20 protein-coding genes are annotated in these 20,438 nt (G+C 72.3%); 15 read left to right on the forward strand and 5 right to left on the reverse strand.

Annotation, left to right across the window (positions count from 1 at the left end; genetic code table 11):
- Positions 1–36: 36 nt before the first annotated feature.
- The gene (locus tag AC5L30_RS02725; protein WP_494865070.1) at positions 37–264 is read right to left on the reverse strand and encodes a hypothetical protein; all 228 of its coding nucleotides are present in this window, start codon (positions 262–264) and stop codon (positions 37–39) included.
- 166 nt (positions 265–430) lie between these two features.
- Between AC5L30_RS02725 and AC5L30_RS02730 the strand changes: the two genes are divergently transcribed.
- Entirely contained in the window at positions 431–1,318 is an 888-nt protein-coding gene (locus AC5L30_RS02730) for a winged helix-turn-helix transcriptional regulator (protein WP_494865071.1), read from the forward strand.
- Between the two features lie 36 nt (positions 1,319–1,354).
- On the opposite strand, the gene AC5L30_RS02735 is transcribed toward AC5L30_RS02730, so the two are convergent.
- On the reverse strand, positions 1,355–2,722 hold the full coding sequence (locus AC5L30_RS02735; RefSeq protein ID WP_494865073.1) for a glycosyl hydrolase family 18 protein: 1,368 nt from the start codon (positions 2,720–2,722) through the stop codon (positions 1,355–1,357).
- Between the two features lie 201 nt (positions 2,723–2,923).
- Here AC5L30_RS02735 and AC5L30_RS02740 point away from each other — a divergent pair, with 201 nt between their 5' ends.
- The 3 genes from AC5L30_RS02740 (at position 2,924) to AC5L30_RS02750 (ending at position 5,792) form a co-directional block, all read left to right on the forward strand.
- Entirely contained in the window at positions 2,924–4,039 is a 1,116-nt protein-coding gene (locus AC5L30_RS02740) for a M24 family metallopeptidase (RefSeq protein WP_494865074.1), read from the forward strand.
- Complete coding sequence (locus AC5L30_RS02745; RefSeq protein WP_494865075.1) at positions 4,036–5,178, forward strand: acyl-CoA dehydrogenase family protein; 1,143 nt, start codon at positions 4,036–4,038, stop codon at positions 5,176–5,178. Before AC5L30_RS02740 ends, AC5L30_RS02745 begins: the two co-directional genes overlap by 4 nt.
- Positions 5,179–5,285: 107 nt before the next feature.
- On the forward strand, positions 5,286–5,792 hold the full coding sequence (locus tag AC5L30_RS02750; protein ID WP_452299767.1) for an Lrp/AsnC family transcriptional regulator: 507 nt from the start codon (positions 5,286–5,288) through the stop codon (positions 5,790–5,792).
- On the opposite strand, the gene AC5L30_RS02755 is transcribed toward AC5L30_RS02750, so the two are convergent.
- Positions 5,722–6,333: a histidine phosphatase family protein gene (locus AC5L30_RS02755; RefSeq protein WP_494865076.1), complete on the reverse strand. Its 612-nt coding sequence runs from the start codon at positions 6,331–6,333 to the stop codon at positions 5,722–5,724. The two genes, AC5L30_RS02750 and AC5L30_RS02755, sit on opposite strands and share 71 nt — an antisense overlap.
- 156 nt (positions 6,334–6,489) lie before the next feature.
- Here AC5L30_RS02755 and AC5L30_RS02760 point away from each other — a divergent pair, with 156 nt between their 5' ends.
- On the forward strand, positions 6,490–6,684 hold the full coding sequence (locus AC5L30_RS02760) for a CsbD family protein (RefSeq protein WP_494865077.1): 195 nt from the start codon (positions 6,490–6,492) through the stop codon (positions 6,682–6,684).
- A gap of 345 nt (positions 6,685–7,029) precedes the next feature.
- Complete coding sequence (locus AC5L30_RS02765) at positions 7,030–7,857, forward strand: polysaccharide deacetylase family protein (RefSeq protein ID WP_494865079.1); 828 nt, start codon at positions 7,030–7,032, stop codon at positions 7,855–7,857.
- Positions 7,858–7,909: 52 nt separating this feature from the next.
- Here AC5L30_RS02765 and AC5L30_RS02770 read toward each other — a convergent pair whose 3' ends face one another.
- The gene (locus AC5L30_RS02770) at positions 7,910–9,316 is read right to left on the reverse strand and encodes a KamA family radical SAM protein (protein ID WP_494865081.1); all 1,407 of its coding nucleotides are present in this window, start codon (positions 9,314–9,316) and stop codon (positions 7,910–7,912) included.
- 141 nt (positions 9,317–9,457) lie between these two features.
- Between AC5L30_RS02770 and kdd the strand changes: the two genes are divergently transcribed.
- From kdd to AC5L30_RS02815, 9 genes are all read left to right on the forward strand, one after another.
- Positions 9,458–10,519 (forward strand): L-erythro-3,5-diaminohexanoate dehydrogenase, encoded by a 1,062-nt coding sequence (kdd, locus tag AC5L30_RS02775; protein WP_494865083.1) that lies wholly within the window; start codon positions 9,458–9,460, stop codon positions 10,517–10,519.
- 4 nt (positions 10,520–10,523) lie between these two features.
- Positions 10,524–12,089 (forward strand): amidohydrolase, encoded by a 1,566-nt coding sequence (locus AC5L30_RS02780; protein WP_494865085.1) that lies wholly within the window; start codon positions 10,524–10,526, stop codon positions 12,087–12,089.
- Positions 12,086–13,645 carry a lysine 5,6-aminomutase subunit alpha gene (gene kamD, locus AC5L30_RS02785; protein ID WP_494865086.1) on the forward strand — a complete coding sequence of 520 codons (1,560 nt, stop codon included), beginning with the start codon at positions 12,086–12,088 and terminating at the stop codon, positions 13,643–13,645. Before AC5L30_RS02780 ends, kamD begins: the two co-directional genes overlap by 4 nt.
- Positions 13,642–14,397 carry a lysine 5,6-aminomutase subunit beta gene (kamE, locus tag AC5L30_RS02790; protein ID WP_494865088.1) on the forward strand — a complete coding sequence of 252 codons (756 nt, stop codon included), beginning with the start codon at positions 13,642–13,644 and terminating at the stop codon, positions 14,395–14,397. The genes kamD and kamE overlap by 4 nt, the downstream gene beginning before the upstream one ends.
- Positions 14,394–14,786, forward strand: coding sequence for a 3-aminobutyryl-CoA ammonia lyase (gene kal / locus AC5L30_RS02795; RefSeq protein WP_494865090.1), 393 nt, complete (start codon positions 14,394–14,396; stop codon positions 14,784–14,786). Before kamE ends, kal begins: the two co-directional genes overlap by 4 nt.
- Positions 14,783–16,120 (forward strand): glutamate mutase L, encoded by a 1,338-nt coding sequence (locus tag AC5L30_RS02800; protein ID WP_494865092.1) that lies wholly within the window; start codon positions 14,783–14,785, stop codon positions 16,118–16,120. The genes kal and AC5L30_RS02800 overlap by 4 nt, the downstream gene beginning before the upstream one ends.
- A gap of 478 nt (positions 16,121–16,598) precedes the next feature.
- Positions 16,599–18,356, forward strand: coding sequence for an apolipoprotein N-acyltransferase (lnt, locus tag AC5L30_RS02805; protein WP_494865094.1), 1,758 nt, complete (start codon positions 16,599–16,601; stop codon positions 18,354–18,356).
- A 34-nt stretch (positions 18,357–18,390) separates the two neighbouring features.
- Entirely contained in the window at positions 18,391–19,200 is an 810-nt protein-coding gene (locus AC5L30_RS02810; protein WP_494865095.1) for a polyprenol monophosphomannose synthase, read from the forward strand.
- A 68-nt stretch (positions 19,201–19,268) separates the two neighbouring features.
- Positions 19,269–19,787, forward strand: coding sequence for an FxsA family protein (locus AC5L30_RS02815; RefSeq protein WP_494865097.1), 519 nt, complete (start codon positions 19,269–19,271; stop codon positions 19,785–19,787).
- An 84-nt stretch (positions 19,788–19,871) separates the two neighbouring features.
- On the opposite strand, the gene AC5L30_RS02820 is transcribed toward AC5L30_RS02815, so the two are convergent.
- Positions 19,872–20,213 carry an RNA polymerase-binding protein RbpA gene (locus tag AC5L30_RS02820; RefSeq protein WP_030327608.1) on the reverse strand — a complete coding sequence of 114 codons (342 nt, stop codon included), beginning with the start codon at positions 20,211–20,213 and terminating at the stop codon, positions 19,872–19,874.
- Positions 20,214–20,438 lie beyond the last annotated feature (225 nt).

The following is a 20,438-nucleotide window of genomic DNA, read 5'->3' on the forward strand; positions in this document are numbered from 1 at the left end:
CCGACGATCAGGCGTACGCCCGGCCGTCGGTGGATGTCAGCCCTGCTCGTCGTGCTGGTAGACGGTCTCCCGCCGGGCCAGGTGCTGCACGACGTAGCTGGCCACCAGCAGCAGGATCGCGACCACCACCTCGACCCAGGCGGCGATCCCGTCGGCGACGGTGACGCCGATGATCAGCAGCACCAGGCCGGCGAGTGCGAGGACCCCGGCCCACAGTTGGCGGCGACGGCGGGTCGCCGCTTGGTTCACCTCGTTCCCTGCCACGACGGTCCTCCCGGTCGGGGGAGTCCGGGCGGCTCCCCGCGTCCAGGCTATGGCTCCCGGTGGCGTTCGATCAGGGAAACCGACGCGCGGACCGCTGCCGACCGCAGACACGAAGCGTTCCAATTCGGAACGGACTATAGTCGGACGGAGCCAATGGAGGTAGCGGGTGCGGCGAGAGGATCTTGCCGATGCGGACTGCGGCATCGCGCAGGCGCTCGGCGTACTGGGGGACTGGTGGACGTTCCTCATCGTGCGTGACGTCGCCGGCGGGACGACCCGCTTCGACGCGCTGCAACGTGAGCTGGGCGTCAGCCGTCGGGCGCTGACCGAGCGCCTCGGCGCGCTGGTCGAGCGCGGTGTGTTGGAGCGCCGGCCGTACTCACGACACCCCCCGCGCTACGACTACCTGCTCACCGGGAAGGGCGAAGGGCTTCTGCCGGTGCTGATCGCCCTACAGGACTGGGGGACGAGGCATCTGATGGGTGACGGTAAGCTGACCGCGACGGCCGACGCCGGGTCTGCCGAGGCGCGCCGGGCGCACGACCTGATCGGGCGGCGGTTGCCCGAGGCCGTGCTGCCGGGTTCCGACGGTCAGCCGGTCTCGGTGGCCGCGGCCGGCACATGGAGCGTCCTCTACCTCTTCCCGGGGGCGTACGCGCCGGGGACGCAGGGCTATCCGCCGGCCTGGTCGGAGATCCCAGGTGCCCGCGGCTGCACCCTGGAGTCGACCACCTACGCCAAGCGTCATCCGGACTTCCAGGCCGCCGGTGTCCGGGTGTACGGCATCAGCACCCAGCGGCCCGACCAGCTCGCCGACTTCGCCGCGTACGCCGACCTGCCGTTTCCGCTGCTGTCCGATGAGGACGGCCGGCTGGGGGCGGGGCTGCTGCTGCCGGTGTTCCGCGCCGGCGGGGTGACCCGGTTCAAGCGGCTGACCCTGCTGGTCGACCCGCAGGCCGTGGTGCGAGCCGTGCAGTTCCCGGTCACCGACCCGGCCGGCTCGGTGCAGGAGATGCTCACCCTGGTCCGCGAGCACGCGAGGATCCCCGGCTGACGCGGGGCGTCAGCAGGGGACCCTTGCGACGCACCGTCAGGCCGGGAGCGTCCAGCGCTGGTTGGCGCCGGCGAAGCAGTCCCAGATCTGCAACCGGGTGCCGTCGGCGGAGCTGTTGTCGCTGGCGTCGAGGCACTTGTTCGACTGCGGGTTGCGCAGCGTGCCGTTGGACTGCGCCTGCCAGACCTGCGCGCCGCTGCCGTTGCAGTCCCAGAGCTGGACCTTGGCGCCGTTGGCGGTGGAGCCGCTGGTGATGTCGGCGCACTTGCCGAGGGCGCGCAGCGTGCTGTCGCTGGCCACGGTCCAGGTCTGCGCGTTGGTGCCGTTGCAGCTCCAGAGCTGGATGGCGGCGCCGTTGGCGGTGCTCGCCGAGGCCACGTCGACGCACTTGCCGCCGATCCCGGTGATCCGGCCGGTACGTCCGGTCGGCGGCGGGGTGGTGCCGCCCATGATGGTGTCGTACATGGCGCTGAGCAGTGAGGTCGAGCCGCTGGTGTCCTGCGACAGCTCCCAGTTCATCACGCCGCCGGCGTTGGCCAGCGCCCACTGCGTCTTGCGCTTGACCGTCGGGATGCCGTTCCAGCACTGCTGGCTGCCGCCGATGGTGGCGCAGTCCCGGTTGGCGTTCGCCGGGTCGAGTCCGACCAGGTACGAGTAGTTGTAGTAGACGGGGCGGCTGTAGAACGGGATGCCGAGCACGGCCTTGCTGGCCGGCAGGCCGCGGGCCTTCCACAGATTGATGCTGTTGATCGACCAGTCGTAGTTGGCGTGCGGGCTGCCGCCGTCGTACGCCATGATGTTGAGCCAGTCGACCTGGTTGAACACGGCCGGCTGGACGCCCTGCATGCTGCCGCCCTCGGAGACCACGGCGGCGGTGAGCAGCTTGCCGCGGCTGCGCAGGGCGCTGCTGAGCTGTGTCATCAGCGCCGTGTAGTTGTTGGCCGAGGTGCCCGGGTCGGGGTACTCCCAGTCCATGTCGACGCCGTCGAGGTTGTACTGGTTGACGAAGTTGACCAGGTTGTTGACGAAGTTGGTGCGGCTGCCGGCGTTGGCGGCGAGCGCCTCGAAGGCCGAGTCGTTGCCGTCGTTCCAGCCGCCGACGGCGATGGAGACCTTGACGTTGTTGGCGTGCCCCTGCGAGACCAGCGAGGAGAGCCGGGCCCCGTCCACCCCCTGCAGGCTGCCGTCGCTGTTGGGCAGGATGAAGGCGTAGTTGATGTGGGTGAGCTTGTTGTACTGGATGGTGTTGATGTTGCCGGCCCAGGAGGGCATGTAGCCGACGCTCTTGAAGTTGTTCGGCAGCACGACGGCCTGCGCGGGGGCGCTGGTGACGGTGAGGGTGGCGCCGGCCGTGGCCAGCGCGAGCAGGCCGGCGGCGAGGGCGCGGCGCAGTGGTGAGGACATCGAGGGCCTTCCCGTGGGCGGGGGACGACACCCGCCCGCGCAGGGTTGTCGCGGGCGGGAGGTGCGGGACGCAGGGACGGGTGGGCCTCGAGGCAGCCAAATCTTAAAGAGTGTTAACTGTCCGCGTCAATCAACGTCGATGGATTTCCGGCCGACCGGTGTCAATATGGGGTTTGCCCAAACGACCGTTAAGCTGACGGGGTGGGAACCGACGAGCTGTATCCGCCCGACCGGCTGATCGCCGCGCAGCGCGCCACATCCGCCGCCGGCCTGGACGCCCTGCTGCTCACCCCCGGCTCTGACCTGCGGTACCTCACCGGGTACGACGCGCACGCGGGGGAGCGGCTGACCTGCCTGGTCCTGCCCGCCGAGGGCGAGCCGACCCTCATCGTCCCCCGACTCGAACGCCCGGCCGCCGAGGCGTCCCCAGCCCCGGCCACCGGCGTGCGCATCGTCGACCACGTCGACGGCACCGACCCGTACCCCCTGGTCGTCGCCGCCCTCGACGGCCCGGTCACGGCGGTCGGGCTCGCCGACCGGATGTGGGCCGAGCAGGTCCTCGGCCTGCGCGCGGCGCTGCCCGACGCCGGGCAACGGCTCGCCGGGGAGGTGCTGCGCGAGCTGCGGATCCGCAAGTCCCCGGCGGAGATCGCGGCGCTCGCCGAGGCCGGCGCGGCGATCGACGAGGTGCACCTGCGGATGGGGGAGTGGCTGCGCCCCGGTCGCACCGAGGCCGAGGTCGCCACCGACATCGCCGCGGCGATCCGCGCCGCCGGGCACGTCACCGTCGACTTCGTCATCGTGGCGGCCGGGCCCAACGGCGCCAGCCCGCACCACGGCACCTCCGACCGGCCGATCGGCGTCGGCGAGCCGGTGGTGGTCGACATCGGCGGCACCATGGCCTCGGGCTACCGCTCGGACTGCACCCGCACCTATCTGGCGGGCGGGTCGGCGCCGGCCGACTTCCTGGACTACTACGCGGTGCTGCTCGACGCCCAACGCGCCGCCGTCGAGGCAGTGCGGCCCGGGATCACCGCCGCGGCGGCCGACGCCGCGGCCCGGGCGCCGATCGCCGCCGCCGGCTACGGTCCGGCGTTCCTGCACCGCACCGGCCACGGCATCGGTCTCGACGGGCACGAGGAGCCGTACCTGGTGGCCGGCAACGACCGGCCCCTGGAGGCCGGCATGGCGTTCTCCATCGAACCGGGCATCTACCTGGCGGGCCGGCACGGCGCCCGCATCGAGGACATCGTCGTCTGCACCACGGACGGCGTGCAACGGCTCAACACCACCCCCACGGAGCTCATCGCGCTATGACTGTCGACCGGATCCTCCCCACCGACGACGCCCACGACCTGCTGGGTCTCGCCACCGAGCTCGCCGACGGCGAGCTCGCGCCGAAGGCCGCGGCCTTCGAGGAACGCGCCGAGTTCCCCCGCGAGGTGCTGCGGACCCTGGGCCGGGCCGGCCTGCTCGGCCTGCCCTACCCCGAGGAGTACGGCGGCGCGGCGCAGCCGTACGAGGTGTACCTGCAGGTGCTGGAGATCCTGGCCAGCCGTTGGCTCGCGGTCGCCGAGGCGGTCAGCGTGCACACCCTGTCCTGCTACCCGGTGGCGGCGTTCGGCAGCGACGAGCAGCGCAAGCTGCTGCCGGACATGCTCGGTGGCGAGTTGCTGGGCGCGTACTGCCTCTCCGAGCCGCAGGGCGGCTCGGACGCGGCGGCGCTGACCACCCGGGCGGATCGGGACGGCGACGCGTACCTGGTCTCGGGCACCAAGGCGTGGATCACTCACGCCCGCACGGCCGACTTCTACAACGTCTTCTGCCGCACCGGCGGGCCCGGTCCGAAGGGGATCTCCTGCCTGCTCGCCGACGCGGGCACGGCCGGCATCACCCCGCAGGCGGCCGAGCGGACGATGGGGCTGCGCGCCTCCCCGGTGGCGCAGATCGCCTTCGACGAGGCGCGGGTGCCGGCCGACCGGTTGATCGGCGGCGAGGGGATGGGCTTCACCATCGCCATGTCCGCGCTGGACTCCGGCCGGCTGGGCATCGCGGCGTGCGCGGTCGGGCTGGCCCAGGCCGCCCTGGACTACGCGGTCTCCTACGCCCGGGAGCGGCAGCAGTTCGGGCGCTCCATCATCGACTTCCAGGGGCTGGGGTTCCTCCTCGCCGACGCGGCCACCCAGATCTCCGCCGCCCGCGCGCTGACCCTCGCGGCGGCCCGGCTGCGCGATGCCGGCCGCCCGTACGCGATCGAGGCGGCCAAGGCGAAGCTCTTCGCCACCGACATGGCGATGCGGGTGACCACCGACGCGGTGCAGGTGCTTGGCGGCGCGGGTTACGTGGCCGACCACCCGGTGGAGCGGTACATGCGGGAGGCGAAGGTGTTGCAGATCGTCGAGGGCACCAACCAGATCCAGCGGATGGTGATCTCCCGGGCGCTGGCCAAGGGCTGACGACGGTGCGTGGTGGTGGGGCTGCGGTGGGTGCGCCGCGGCCCGTCGCGGCCCGTCACCCGGGTACCTCGTCGCCGTGGGACGGTTTTCCCGGTAGGTTGCACGCCGTGGAGGAGATCGACCGCGCTATCGTCGCCGCGCTGACCGCCGACGGCCGTCTGTCGTACACCGACCTGGCCGAGCGGGTGGGGCTGTCGGTGTCCGCCGTGCACCAGCGGGTCCGCCGGCTGGAGCAGCGCGGGGTGATCAAGGGGTACGCCGCCCGGGTGTCGTTCGAGGCGCTGGAGCTGCCGCTGACCGCGTTCGTGGCGATCCGGCCGTTCGATCCGTCGCAGCCGGACGACGCCCCGGAGCGGCTGGCCCACCTGCCGGAGATCGACTCCTGCTATTCGGTGGCGGGGGAGGACTTCTACCTGCTGCTGGTGCGGGTGGCCAGCCCCACCGACCTGGAGCGGGTGCTCCAGGAGATCCGTACCTCGGCGAACGTCACGACCCGGACGACGGTGGTGTTGTCCACCCCGTACGAGAACCGGCCGCCGAAGATCAGCGCTGCGGCACCGAGTCGGTCGCGGTCCCGGGCGCCGGAGGAGCCGGCTGGTTCCACCGCAGGATGACCTGCCGGCCGTGTTCGTGACCGAGCGCGCTGACCGTGGCGGTGTCCAGGCGTAACCGTCCACCGGCGGACGGGGGCAGGCCGATCCAGCGGGCACCGAGCACCCGCAGGCTGTGCGCGTGCCCGACCAGCGCGACGGTGCCCCGGTCGAGCAGCGGGGTGACGCGGGCCAGCACCCGGTCGAGCCGTTCGCCCACCTGCGCGGGGGACTCCCCGCCGGGGCAGCCGTCGGTCCAGATGTTCCAGTGCGGATCGTCGCCGTGGATGTCGACGGTGGTGCGGCCCTCGTACTCGCCGTAGTTCCACTCGCTGAGGTCCTCGTCGATGCCGTCGATGGTGAGCCCGGCCAGCTGCGCGGTGCGCAGCGCCCGGGAGCGGGGGCTGGCCAGCACGGTGACGAAGCGCCGGCCGGCCAGGAACGCGGCCAGGGTGCGGGCCTGTCGCTCGCCGTCGGGGGTCAGCTCCAGGTCGGTGTACGAGGTGTGCCGCCGAGTGGCGCTCCAGGTGGTCTCGCCGTGCCGGATCAGCAGGAGCTCTCCCATGCGGTCAGTTAACCATCGTGGGGCGGGGCCGACAGGCCACCCTCCCACTACCTATCTTCCTAGGATGCCTTAGCGGGTGTGCCGACCGGCACGGCCGGTTTCGGCACCCGGAGACGGGGCAAGCGGCCAGGACAGCCGCCAGACCGAGGAGGCGCGATGAGCTTCACCGAGAAGGCCAAGAACAAGGTTGGGCAGATGGCCGGCGCCGCGCGGGAGCGCGTCGGCGATATGACCGACAACGAGCGGATGCGTGGCGAGGGCGCCAGCCAGCAGAGCGACGCGCGCGCCAAGCAGGCCGGTCAGAACGTCAAGGACGCTGGCCGCAACGTGAAGGACTCCTTCACGAAGTGACCTGAGCGGTCCACGGGTCCCCGGGCGCACCGTCGCCCGGGGACCCGCCGTGCTGCGGCTACCCTGTCGCTGCTCGGGTAGCGGCCTCGGTGCCCGCCTGGGGGAGTGTCGCCGATGAGCGATATACCAGGGAGTCATATTCATGCCCCTGAGGTATGTCGCTTACCGGAGCGGCACCGCCCGACGGGCGTAACGCGCAGAGTTCGGGCGGCGCGCGCGGGGCAGTGAGACGTTTTCGCGTCTGCGATGATCTGCGGCGTGATGCGACCCCGGCTTCGCCCGTTGTGGTGTGGCGTACTGGTTGCGGCGGCCGTTGGCGGCAGTGTCGCGTGCACGGCCTCCCGGGTGCCACCACCGGAGCGGCCGGTCTTCGTCGGCTCGTCCGCCACCACGGCCGCACCGTCGGCCAGCGCTTCGCCGGCGGTTGCAACGCCGACGCTTCCCGGCACACCGCAGGCCGTCCCGACGTCGACGGTTCCGGGGGCCACGGCGGTGGGGACCCGGGCGCCGGTGGTGGATCACGGGCCGCGCACCGGTGCCAAGGTTGCGCTGACCTTCGACGCGGACATGACCGACGGGATGCTGGCCAGCCTGCGGGCCGGCCGGGTGAAGTCGTACGCGAACCTGCGCATCCTCGACCTGTTGGAACGGGAACAGGTGCCGGCGACCTTCTTCCTGACCGGCAAGTGGGTGCGGCGGTATCCGGACGTGACCCGGCGGATCGCCGGCAATCCACGTTTCGAGTTGGCCAACCACACCTACGGGCACGCGGCGTTCACCGCCGACTGTTACGACCTGCCCCGGCTGCCGGTCGACCAGCTGGCCGGCGATGTGGCGAAGACGTTCGAGGTGATCGCGCCGTACGGGGGTCGGCAGACCCGGTACTTCCGGTTTCCGGGGTTGTGCCACGACCCGGCGGCGTTGGACGAGTTGGCGCCGTTGGGGGTGACGGTGGTCGACGGTGACGTGGTCAGCGGCGATCCGTTCGCGACGGCGTGGAAGCCGTTGGTGCGGGCGGTGTTGGACCACGTTCGCCCCGGTTCGGTGGTGATCATGCATGTGACCGAGGCGAACGCGGCGATGACGGACGAGGCGTTGCCGCACATCCTGGCCGGGTTGCGGGAGCGGGGGCTGGTGCCGGCGCCGCTGTCCGAGGTGCTGGCCGGCGGCTGAGGCTCAGCCTTCCTGCACGCCCCCGCCCATCGCAGCCACGAGCCCGCTGGGGTCAGTCGTCGCGGTGGTCGGCCCACCACTGCTGGCCGTCGGCGGGAAGCGTGTCGATCGGGTCGTAGTAGGCGTAGCGCTTGTTGAGCGCCTCCAGGTCGGCGGACTCGATGGAGGTGCGGTAGTTCTTCGTCCAGTAGGAGATGCCGCGCTCACGGTCGTACTCGGTGAGCATGTGCACCCAGCGCTTACCGACGAACGGGACGTCGCAGACGATGCGAGGGGTGGCGTAGCCGGGGAGGTAGCCCATGATGTCGTGCTGGAGCTGCTGGGCGTGCCAGACCGGGACCCGCCAGTGTTCGGCGTTGGGGATCATGTCGCACATGTAGAAGTAGTACGGCAGGATCCCGGCTTCGCCCTGGAGGGCGAAGCAGAGGTCGAGCAGTTCCGGGGTGGTGGCGTTGACGCCGCGCATGAGGACGCCCTGGTTGCGGACGTCGCGGACGCCGACATCGAGGGCGGTCTGGGCGGCCTTGGCGACCAGTGGGGTGAGCGACTGGGCGTGGTTGACGTGGGTGTGGATGGCGAGGTTGACGCCGCGGCGGGCGGCGGTGCGGGCGACGCGTTCCAGGCCCTCGACGACGTCGGGTTGCAGCCAGTGCTGGGGCAGGCCCATGAGGGCCTTGGTGGCGAGCCGGATGTCGCGGACCGTCTCCAGTTCCAGCAGGCGCATGAGGTACGACTCGAGGTTGCGCCAGGGGACGTTGGCCACGTCGCCGCCGGAGACGACCACGTCGCGGACGCCGGGATGGGCCTTGAGGTAGGCGATGTGGGCGTCGTAGCGGTCGACGGGCTTGAGGGTGAGCTTGAGTTTGTCGACGGCGGGGGTGGAGTTGCCGACGAGGTCCATGCGGGTGCAGTGCCCGCAGTACTGCGGGCAGGTGGAGAGCAGTTCGGCGAGGACCTTGGTGGGGTAGCGGTGGGTGAGCCCTTCGGCGACCCACATGTCGTGTTCGTGGAGGCTGTCGCGGCTGGCGTAGGGGTGTGAGGGCCAGTCGGTGCGTCGGTCGGAGGCGACCGGGATCATGTAGCGGCGGATGGGGTCGGCGAGCAGCGCCTCGGTGGTGAGGGTCGCGAACGGCACCATCGTGTTGATCATTTGTGGTGGGACCAGCATGGACATGGTGGCCAGGGCCAACTGGTCGGCCTCGAGGTCGGCGTAGAAGGTCTCGTCGATCAGGTCACCGAAGACGGCGCGGAGCTGCTTGATGTTCTTGACGCAGTTGACGCGCTGCCACTGGGCGGATTCCCACTGGTCGCGGGTGACGTGGCGCCAGCCGGGGAAGCGGGTCCAGTCCGGCTCGACCAGGGGGCGGCGGTGGTACTCGTAGGGCTGCCCGGCGGTCGGTGCGGCGACCGGGGCGTGACGGGGTTGAGGGATGGTCTCAACCGGTTGGGTCTGGGTCACGGCCCCTCCTCGGTGCTGCGGCTGATCATCGGAGCCCGAAGGCTACTGGAAAATATTCGGTACAGAAACTAGTCTGCCGTAAGTTTTCCCGTTACGCGAGCCTTGACCGGGGCTTCGGGCGGCTGGACAGGGGAGGTCGGCGTGACGTCACCGGTGGGACTGCACCGCGTCGTGCAACCGGCGGGGGTGCTGCCGCAGGCGGCCTGGCGGCTGGACACGTCGGCGGAGATCGCGCCGAACGAGGTGCGGATCCGGGTGCAGCGGCTCAACCTGGACGCGGCGAGCTTCCGGCAGTTGTCGGAGAAGCACGGCGGGAACGGTGACGCGGTCCGCGCCGAGGTGCTGGAGATCATCGCGACCCGGGGGAAGATGCAGAACCCGGTGACCGGGTCGGGTGGAATGCTGATCGGCACGGTCGAGGAGGCCGGTCGGCGGTCCCCGCTGGGGCTCAAGACGGGGGAGCGGGTCGCCACGCTGGTGTCGTTGACGTTGACGCCGCTGGTGATCACCGACGGGTTGGCCCGCTGGGACGGGCGCAGCGAGCAGGTGCCCTGTGACGGGTGGGCGATCCTGTTCGCGCGGTCCATCGCCGCGGTGCTGCCCCACGACGAGGACCCGCAGTTGTCCCTCGCCGTGCTGGACGTGTGCGGGGCGCCGGCGCTGACCGCCCGGGTGGTGTCGCGCTATGTCGAGGAGCGTCGGCGTTGCGGTGATCCGACGCCGGTGCGGGTCGCGGTGATCGGTGGTGCCGGTAAGAGCGGGTCGCTGTCGCTGGCGGCGGCGCGGCGCGCGGGCGCCGCCCGTACCGTCGGGGTGGTGCCGGTGGCGGCGGAGCGCGACGCGCTGACGGCCGCCGGTCTGGCGTCGGTGGTGGCGTTGGCCGACGCGCGCGACCCGGTGGGGTTGTCCACGGCGGTGACCACCGCGCTGGGGGCGCCGGCGGACGTGACGGTGGTCTGCGTGGACGTGCCGGGGTGTGAGCACGGGGCGGTGCTGGCCACCGCGGACGGCGGCACGGTGATTTTCTTCTCGATGGCGACGAGCTTCGCCGCGGCCGCGTTGGGCGCGGAGGGGTTGGCGGCGGACGTGACGATGCTGGTGGGCAACGGGTACGTGCCGGGGCACGCGGAGTTGGCGTTGGGGCTGCTGCGGGCCGAGCCGGGGGTGCGTCAGCTGTTCGCGGCGCGGGTCGCGGCAGACTGAGGTCATGACGAACCCCTCGACGTTGTACCGCGGCGGCGTGCTGCACTGCCCCGCCGACCCGAGCGCCACCGCGCTGCTGGTGTCCGGTGGGCGGATTGCCTGGTTGGGGACCGACGGTGACGCGCCGCCGGCCGACCGGGTGGTGGAGCTTGGTGGGGCGTTGGTGACGCCGGCGTTCGTCGACGCGCACGTGCACGCCACCGACACCGGGTTGGCGTTGTCCGGGCTGGAGTTGTCCGGGGTGCGCTCGGCGGGGCAGCTGCTCGACGCGGTGGCCGGGTTCGCGGCGGGTCTGCCGGCGGACGCGGTGGTGCTGGGGCACGGGTGGGACGAGTCGGGCTGGTCGGATCCGGCGTTGCCGGACGCGGCGGCGTTGGACCGGGCGGCCGGTGGTCGGCGGGTGTACCTGTCGCAGGCGTCGATCCACTCGGCGTTGGTGTCGTCGGCGTTGCTGGCGGCGTGCCCGCAGGCGGTGCGGGCGGCCGGGTATGACGCGTCGGGCTGGTTGCGGCGCGACGCGCACCATGTGGTGCGGGCGGCCGCGCAGGGGTCGGTGAGTCGGGCGCAGCGGGTCGCGGCGCAGCGGGTGGCCCTGGCGCACGCGGCGTCGTTGGGGATCGCGGCGGTGCACGAGTGCGGTGGCCCGGAGATCTCCGACGAGGAGGACTTCACCGGTGTGCTGGGCATCTCCGGCGCGGGGTTGCCGGAGGTGTACGGGTACTGGGGTGAGCTGGGTGGCGCGGCGCGGGCCCGGGAGTTGGGTGCGGTGGGTGCTGGTGGGGACCTGTTCGCCGACGGGGCGTTGGGGTCGCGCACGGCGCACGTGTCGCAGCCGTACGGCGACGGTGACGGTTGCGGGCACGGGTACCTGTCGGCGGAGCAGGTGCGTGATCACCTGCTGGACTGCGCTTCGCACGGCATGCAGGGCGGGTTCCACGCGATCGGTGACGCGGCGATCGGCACGGTCCTGGACGGTTTCGCGGCGGCGGCGCGGACGGTGGGGGTGGAGCGGTTGCGGGCGGCCCGGCACCGCATTGAGCACGCGGAGATCATGAACAAGGGGTTGATCGCGCGGTTCGTGGAGTACGGGGTGGTGGCGAGCATGCAGCCGGCGTTCGACCGGTTGTGGGGTGGCGCGGGTCGGATGTACGAGGCGCGGTTGGGGTTGGACCGGTCGTTGGAGTCGAACCCGATGGGTGCGATGCACTCGGTGGGGGTGGCGTTGGCGTTCGGGTCGGATTCGCCGGTGACGCCGCTGGATCCGTGGGGGTCGGTGCGGGCGGCGGCGGCGCACCACAACCCGGCGCAGCGGATGAGTGTGCGTTCGGCGTTCGCGGCGCACAGCCGTGGTGGGTGGCGGGCGGTGCACCTGGACGTCGAGGGGGTTCTGGCGTTGGGTGCGCCGGCGACGTTCGCGGTGTGGTCGACGCCGGCGGGGGTGGAGCGGGGTCTGCCGGTGTTGCTGGCCGAGGACCCGGAGGCGCGGGGTCCGGACGACCCGACGCCGCTGCCGGTGTGCCGGCGTCTGGTGCTGCGCGGTGAGGTCATCTATGAGGAAGGGTCATCATGACCGGGAAGCTTGATCTTGATCCGGTGCTGGTGGCGCGGGCGCGGGAGTTGGCGCGTCGGGCCGGGCAGCCGGTGGTGGACCTGGCGCGCAGCCACACCACGGTGTCGGTGGAGCGGGCGGTGCTGCGGTTGGCCGGGGTGACCGGGGCCGACCCGGACGGCATTCCGTGGGTGAACCGGCTCGTCGACGCGGTCGCCGCGGACGTGGGGTTGGGTCACGGGGTGGCGGTGCCGGTGTTCGACGCCCTGGTTCGTGAGGGCAGCACCGACGTGACGTTGTTGGCGCAGAAGGCCGCCGCCGGTTCGGTGCGGTTCACCCAGCCCACCGGGCGGGCGGCGACGGCCGCCCGGTCGGCGGCGCGTAAGGCGGTCGGCGCGGGCATTCGGCGCATCGACCGGCGGCGCGCCGAGCGGGACCGTCTGATCAAGCGCCACGGTGACCCGGCGCAGCGGCCGTGGATCTACCTGATCGTCGCCACCGGGGACATCTACGAGGACATTCCGCAGGCGCAGGCGGCGGCGCGGGCCGGCGCGGACGTGATCGCGGTGATCCGTTCCACCGGGCAGTCGTTGCTGGACTACGTGCCCGAGGGCGCGACCCGGGAGGGGTTCGCCGGCACGTACGCCACCCAGGAGAACTTCCGGCTGATGCGCGCGGCGTTGGACGAGTCGTCGAAGGAGGTGGGCCGCTACGTGCGGTTGACCAACTACGCGTCCGGGTTGTGCATGCCGGAGATGGCGACCCTGGCCGGGCTGGAACGCCTTGACATGATGTTGAACGACTCGATGTACGGGATCCTGTTCCGCGACATCAACCCGGTGCGCACCTTCGTTGACCAGCGGTTCTCCCGGCAGGTGCACGCCCGCGCCGGGATCATCATCAACACCGGTGAGGACAATTACCTGACCACCGCCGACGCGGTCGACGAGGCGCACACGGTGACGGTGTCGCAGCTGCTCAACGAGTTCTTCGCGCACGAGGCGGGGTTGGCGGACTGGCAGTTGGGGTTGGGGCACGCGTTCGAGATCAACCCGGAGGTGCCGGAGTCGTTCCGGTTGGAGTTGGCGCACGCGTTGCTGGCCCGGGAGTTGTTCCCGGACGCGCCGTTGAAGTGGATGCCGCCGACGAAGCACATGACCGGTGACGTGTTCCGGGGCAACCTGCTCGACGGGTTCTTCAACCTGGCGGGCGCGCTGACCGGTCAGGGCATCCTGCTGGTGGGGATGATGACCGAGGCGGTGGTGACGCCGTGGTTGTCCGACCGGGACATCGCCCTGCAGAACGTGCGTTACGTGCTGGGCGCGGCCGGTGGGCTGCACGAGGACTTCGTGCCCGCGCCGGGCGGGTTCATCCGCCGCCGCGCCAACCAGGTCCTCGGTGAGGCGCTGGACCTGTTGGAGCGGATCGGGGAGCAGACGTTGCTGACGGCGATCGCCGAGGGCACCTTCGGGATCATGAAGCGGCCCGCGGATCGGGGTAAGGGCCTGTCCGGGGTCGCCGCGCACGAGGCGGACTACTGCAACCCGGCCACCGACATCCTGGAGGCCGCCGCGTGAGCGGGGAGAAGCAGATCGTGCGCCCGTACGGGGACACCACCGGTGACGGGATGGTGCAGGTGTCGTTCACCCTGCCGGTGGCCCATGACAAGCGCGCCGAGGGCGCGGCGGTGCAGTTGGCCAACAAGATGGGCATCGACCCGACGATGGTGGTGCACGCCAAGCCGATGGGCGACGGGTTCACGTTCTTCGTCGTCTACGGGCGGGTCAACCACCTGGTGGACCTGGGCGCCGTGCAGGTGGTGGAACGGGACTTCGCGTTGTTGTCGGCGAAGGACGTCAACACGGTGATCAAGCAGCGGTTGCGGCGCAAGCTGTCCGTGGTCGGGGCGTGCATCGGCACCGACGCGCACACCGTGGGCATCGACGCGATCCTCAACGTCAAGGGCATCGCGGGGGAGAAGGGCCTGGAGTACTACCGGGAGTTGAAGGTCACCAACATGGGCGCGCAGGTCAGTGTGCCGGAGTTGGTGGAGACCGCCCGGGCGGAGAAGGCCGACGCGGTGCTCGTGTCGCAGGTGGTCACCCAACGCGACGCGCATCTGCACAACACCCGGGAGATGTCCGCCGCGTTCCGGGAGGCGATGCCGGCGGGGCGGCGGCCGCTGCTGATCGTCGGTGGTCCCCGCTTCGACGAGACGATGACCGACGAGTTGGGCGTGGACCGGATCTTCGGTCGGGGCACCACGCCCGGTGAGGTGGCCAGCTACCTCGTGCACGCCCTGATCACGCAACGGAAGGCGATGGCATGACCGACGCACGGCTCGGGTTGACGGTGACGCACCGGCGGTATGTGCCGTACTCGCACGCCCACTACGCCGGCAACCTCGTCGACGGGGCGTACGCGCTCGGGTTGTTCGGTGACGTCGCCACGGAGGTGTGCATCCGCACCGACGGCGACGAGGGCCTGTTCGCCGGGTACGCCGACGTGCGGTTCCACGCGCCCATCCACGCCGGGGACGTGGTGGAGGTGACCGCGCGGGTGTCGAGGGTGGGCACCCGCAGCCGGACCCTGGAGTTGGGGTGCGCGGTGGTGTGCCGGGGTCGCCCGGACCGCTCCGCGTCCGCCGCGGAGGTCCTCGACCCGCCGATCGTGGCGGTCACCGCGACCGGCACCGTGGTCGTCCCCGCCGCGTCGTGACCCTGGCGGTCTGCGCCGACGTCGGTTCCACGTACACGAAGGTGGCGGTGGTGGACCTGGCCGCCGGTGTGCTGGCCGGCGCGGCGTCGGCGCCGACCACGGTGGGCACCGACGTGCTGCACGGCCTGGACGCCGCGGTCGCGGCGGCCACCGCGGGGCTCGGGGTGCGCGACGTGCCGTGGTACGTGTGCTCGTCGGCCGGTGGTGGGTTGCGGCTGGCCGTGATCGGCTACGAGCCGCTGGTCACCGCGCAGGCCGGCCGGCGGGTCGGGTTGTCCGCCGGCGCGCACGTGGTGCACGTCGCGGCCGGGCGGCTCGGCGCGGCCGACCTTACGGCGTTGCGGGCGGCCCGCCCGGATGTGGTGCTGCTCGTCGGCGGCACCGACGGCGGCGACGCCGACACGATCACCCACAACGCCACCCGTCTGGCGCGGGCCCGGTGGCGTCGGCCCGTGGTGTACGCGGGTAACGCCGACGTGCGCGAAGAGCTGACCGGTTTGCTGCGCGACGCCGGGGTGCCGGTCACCGACGCCGACAACGTCCTGCCGCGTATCGGGGTGCTCGCCCCGGCGTCGGCGCGGTCGGCGATCCGCGCGGTGTTCCTGCGCCACGTCATCGGTGGTAAACGGCTGTCCAGGGGCGCCCGGTTCGCGCGGCTGGTGCGGGCGGCCACCCCCGACGCGGTGCTCACCGGTGTGGAGGTGCTCGCCGACACCCTCGGCGGTGACCTCGCCGTGGTCGACGTGGGTGGGGCCACCACCGACGTGTACTCGGTGCTCACGCCCGACGAGCGGGCCACCGGGCCGGGCCGGGAGGTCGCCGGCAGTCTGTGGCGGGCCCGCACCGTGGAGGGTGATCTGGGTATGCGGTGGAGCGCCCCCGGGGTGGTGCGGGCCGCCGCGGAGGAGCGGCTGCTCGCCGCCGGCGAGTCCGACGACCTGGCCGCCGCCGCGGCGCGTCGGGCGGCCGACCCGGCGTTCCTGGCCGTCGACGGCGTCGAGCGGGCCGTGGACCGGCGCATCGCCACCCTCGCCGCGACGGTGGCGCTGCGCCGGCATGCCCGGGGCGCCGCGACCGGTGAGCGGGCCGGGCGGGACCTGCGCGACGTGCGGCTGCTGGTGGGCTCCGGTGGGGTGCTGCGGCACGCGCCGGCGGACGTGTCCGGGCAGGTGCTGACGGCGGTTCTGGCCGATCACGCCGGCGGGTGGGCGTTGCCCCGCGCCGCCGCCGCGGTGGTCGACGCCGACTACGTGCTGGCCGCCGGAGGGCTGCTCGCCGAGGAGCACCGGGCCGCCGCGCAGGCGCTGCTGCGTCACCATCTGCGTACGCATTGAGACTCGCCGACCGACACGCCGTGTCGCAACACACGACAGGCCGGGTGCGGGTTGACAACCGACGGGGGTCGGCACGTACCGTCTTTGAGTCCTACCACGGGAAGCGGCTGTTGTTCGCTTCGTCCCTTCGTCCGCTGGCCGAGCGACATGTTTGAGCGTCATCGTCGCGGCGGCCAGGTCCAGCGGGCGGGGGTCGGCGGGGCGGCGCGAACCGGCCGCGGTTACCGGTGTACGGGCAGGGTGAGGTGCACGGCCAGTAGACAACGGCCCGGCGGGGGCAGCCAGTCCACGTCCGGTCGGTCCGAAGGTCGTCGTGCCCCATCCTCGCCACACCGGCCGGGAAGGGCCTGGGAGCATCGGGGCGCGGCGCGAGCCGCGCCCCGATTTCATGTTCCCCGGGCGGTTCGTGCCCGACGGCCCGACGCGGCCGGTGCACCCGCCAGCCAGGTAACCTTCGCCCCGTGATCGAGGTGAAGCGGTGACGACCCTGGACCGGGATGAGACGCACACCCCGGCGGCGCTGCCCCGGCCGGTCGTTTCCGGTCGGCCGCTGCCGCTGCGGGTCGCCGTGCCCCTGGCCGTGGCCGCCGGGCTGGCCCTGCTGGTGGCGTTCCCCCCGTACGGGGTGTGGCCGCTCGCGCCCGTCGGGGTGGCGTTGCTGGCCGCCGCCGCGCACCGGCGGCGGTTGCGCGCCGGCGCCGGCCTGGGCTTCCTGACCGGGGTGGCGTTCTTCGCCCCGCTGCTGGCCTGGACGAACCTGCACACCGGTTATCTGCCGTGGGTGCTGCTGTCGCTGCTGCAGGCCGGCTACCTGGCGCTGCTGGGCGTGGCCACCGCCTGGGTGTCGCCGCTGGTCGACCGGAGCCGTTGGGCGTGGCCGGCGCTGACCGGGCTGCTCTGGGTCGGGCAGGAGGCGCTGCGGGACCGCACCCCGTTCGGCGGGTTCCCGTGGGGGCGGTTGGCGTTCAGCCAGGACAGCTCACCGCTGCTGCGCCTGGCCGCGCTGGGCGGCGCACCGCTGGTCACCTTCGCCGTGGCCCTCATCGGCGGGTTGCTGGTCACCGCCGTGTGGCGGGCCTGGGTCACCGCCGGCCGCCAGGCACCCCAGGACGCCACACCGCACGTGGACGGCCCGCTGGCCGCACCAGCGGGCCCCGAGGGCCCACCGGCCACCACAGCAGGCCCCCAGGGCCCAGTGAACGTCACGTCGGGCTCCGTCGGCCGGCAGGGCGGCTCACCGGCGCGGCGGTGGGCGCCGGTGGTCGTACCGGCCGTCGTGGCCGTCGCGCTGACCGTCGGGGGTCTGCTCGTGCCGGTCGCCACCGCCGGGTCCGGCGCCACCGTCACCGTGGCGATCGTGCAGGGCAACGTGCCCCGGCTGGGTCTGGACTTCAACGCCCAACGGCAGGCGGTGCTCAACAACCACGTCGACGCCACCGTCGAGCTGGCCGGGCGGGTCGCCGCCGGGCAGCAGCGCCAACCCGACCTGGTGGTGTGGCCGGAGAACTCCAGCGACATCGACCCGCTGCGCAACCCCACCGCCGGTGCGCGGATCTCCCAGGCCGCCGACAGCATCGGCGCGCCGATCCTGGTCGGCGCGGTGCTGCTGGGCCCCGGCGTCGGGGAGGTCCGCAACGCGGGCATCCTGTGGCGCCCCGGTACCGGCGCGGACCTGGACCAGCTGTACACGAAACGCCACCCGGTGCCGTTCGCCGAGTACGTGCCGCTGCGTGACGTGGCCCGGATGGTCAGCAAGCAGGTCGACCTGATCCGCAACGACTTCGTGCCCGGAAGCACCCCGGGCGTGGTACGCGCCGGCCCCGCCGTGCTCGGTGACGTGATCTGCTTCGAGGTCGCCTACGACGAGGTGGTCCGCGACACCGTCACCGGCGGCGCGCAGTTGCTGGTGGTGCAGACCAACAACGCCACCTTCGACGTGGCGGAGGCCCGCCAGCAGTTGGCCATGGTGCGGTTGCGGGCGGTGGAGCACGGCCGGCCGGCGTTGATGGCCTCCACGGTCGGGGTGTCCGGGTTCGTCGCACCCGACGGGCGGGTAAGCGATGCCACCGGGTTCAACACCCGGGAGGTCGTGGTGCGGCAGTTGCGGCTCGACGACGGACGCACCCTCGCCACCCGCCTCGGCTGGTGGCCGGAGGTGGCGCTCGCCGCGCTGACCGTGGCGGCCCTGGTCGGCGCGGCGGTGTTGCGCCGGCGGCAGCGGGTCAGGCCCGGATAGCAACAGCCGGTACGCCGGCGGGAGCGGAGGAACCGTGATCCAGGCGACCGATACGATCCGACGCGCGGACGAGGTGCCCGGGGTGGGCCGGGTGCTGGTGGTGATCCCCACCTACAACGAGGCCGACAACATCGCCGCGATCGTGGGCCGGGTCCGGCGGGCCGCCCCGGCGGTGCAGATCCTCATCGCCGACGACAACAGCCCCGACGGCACCGGCGCGATCGCCGACGCCCTCGCCGACGGTGACGCGCACGTGCAGGTGCTGCACCGTCAGGGCAAGCAGGGCCTGGGTGCGGCGTACCTGGCCGGGTTCGGGTGGGCGCGTGAGCGCGGCTACCAGGCGGTCGTGGAGATGGACGCCGACGGCTCCCACGCCCCGGAGGACCTGCCGGCGTTGCTGGCCGCCGCCCGCGACGCCGACGTGGTGATCGGGTCGCGGTGGACCAGCGGCGCGCGGGTGCTCAACTGGCCGCTGCGGCGGCTGTTGCTGTCGCGCTGCGGCAACCTGTACGCCCGCCTGGCGCTGGGCATGCCCGTCTCGGACGCCACCGGCGGTTACCGGGTGTACCGGGTCAGCGCGTTGGACGCCATCGACCTGGAGTCGGTGACCTCGCAGGGCTACTCGTTCCAGGTGGAGCTGTCCCGGTTGGCGCACCGGGCGGGGGTGCGGATCGTGGAGGTGCCGATCACCTTCGCCGAGCGGGAACGCGGCGACAGCAAGATGAGCCCGAAGATCGTGGCCGAGGCGCTGTGGCGGATCACCGCCTGGGGTGTGCGCGACCGGCGCCAGGCGGTACGCCGGGGTGTGCACGGCACGGCCACCGGTCAGGCGCGGTGGCCGTGAGCGCGACCGTGTCATGCTGGATGGGCGGAACACGTCCGTGGTGTCCGCAGGATTGGCGATGAGGTGAGATGCGCCGAGGACTGAGGTTCGTGCCGTTGGCCCTGTTGCTGGCGGTGGTGCTGGAGCTGGCGGTGTTCGTCGGCGTGGGACGGGCGCTGGGGTTCGGGGCGGCGGTGTTGCTGGTGTTCGCCGCGTCCCTGCTGGGGTTGGTGCTGCTGCGCCGCGAGGGGATGCGCGCCTGGCGTGGTTTCCGCTCCGCAGCGGCGGCCGGGCAGCCCCCGGGCGGGCAGGTGACCGACGGGCTCGTCGGGTTGGCCGGGGCGCTGTTGCTGGCGGTGCCGGGCCTGGTCAGCGGGTTGGTCGGGTTGCTGTTGCTGGTGCCGCCGGTGCGTCGACTGGCCCGCGTCGGGGTGCGGCGCGCCACCGAGCGGCGGGTGTCGTCGATGGTCGCCGGTGACCTGTTCGGGCCTCGCACGGTGCGGGTGCGCCAGGGTGCGCCGCAACCGACCCCGCAGCCGGAACAGCCGGTGGTGGTCGACGGCGGTCGGGCCATCGAGGGCGAGATCGTCGAGCCCGGTCGGCACTGAGACCAGGCCACCACTCGCGCACAGACGTGACGACGCCCCCGGGGGTTTTCCCCCCGGGGGCGTCGTCGTGGTGCGTCGTGCGGCTCAGGCGCGGCCGCGGCGGGTCCGAACCTCCTGAAGGCGCTCCTCGAGGATGTCCTCCAGCTCGGCGATCGAACGCCGCTCCAGAAGCATGTCCCAGTGGGTACGCGGCGGCTTGGCCTTCTTCTGCTCCGGCTCGCTACCGTCGACGAGTCGGGCGACGCTGCCGTCGAACTTGCATTCCCAGGTCGTCGGGACCTCGGCGTCGACGGCGAACGGCACCTCGAACTGGTGGCCCTTGGCGCAGAGGTACTCGCGGGTCTGACGCGGCGCGAGCTCCGTGTTGCGGTCGGATTCATAGCTCACCGCGCCAAGGCGGCTTCCGCGCAGCATACGCTCGCCCATGATCGACTTCCCCTCGTTCGTGGTGCTGGTCTTCTGGGTGTAACGGTGCGTCCCCGCCGAGCCATTCCCGCCCGAGGGCGTGAGGCGTCCACGGGTGGGCCGGGACCAAGGGTAGCCGGCCGGGACGGTCACCCGGTGAGGTGATCCCCGGGCGGGTCGCGACAACGGTGTGTGCCTGCGGCCACCGGGGAGGTTAACCGCTCAAGCCTACCGAAGGTTGCGCCG

Source organism: Micromonospora sp. BQ32 (assembly GCF_059358895.1).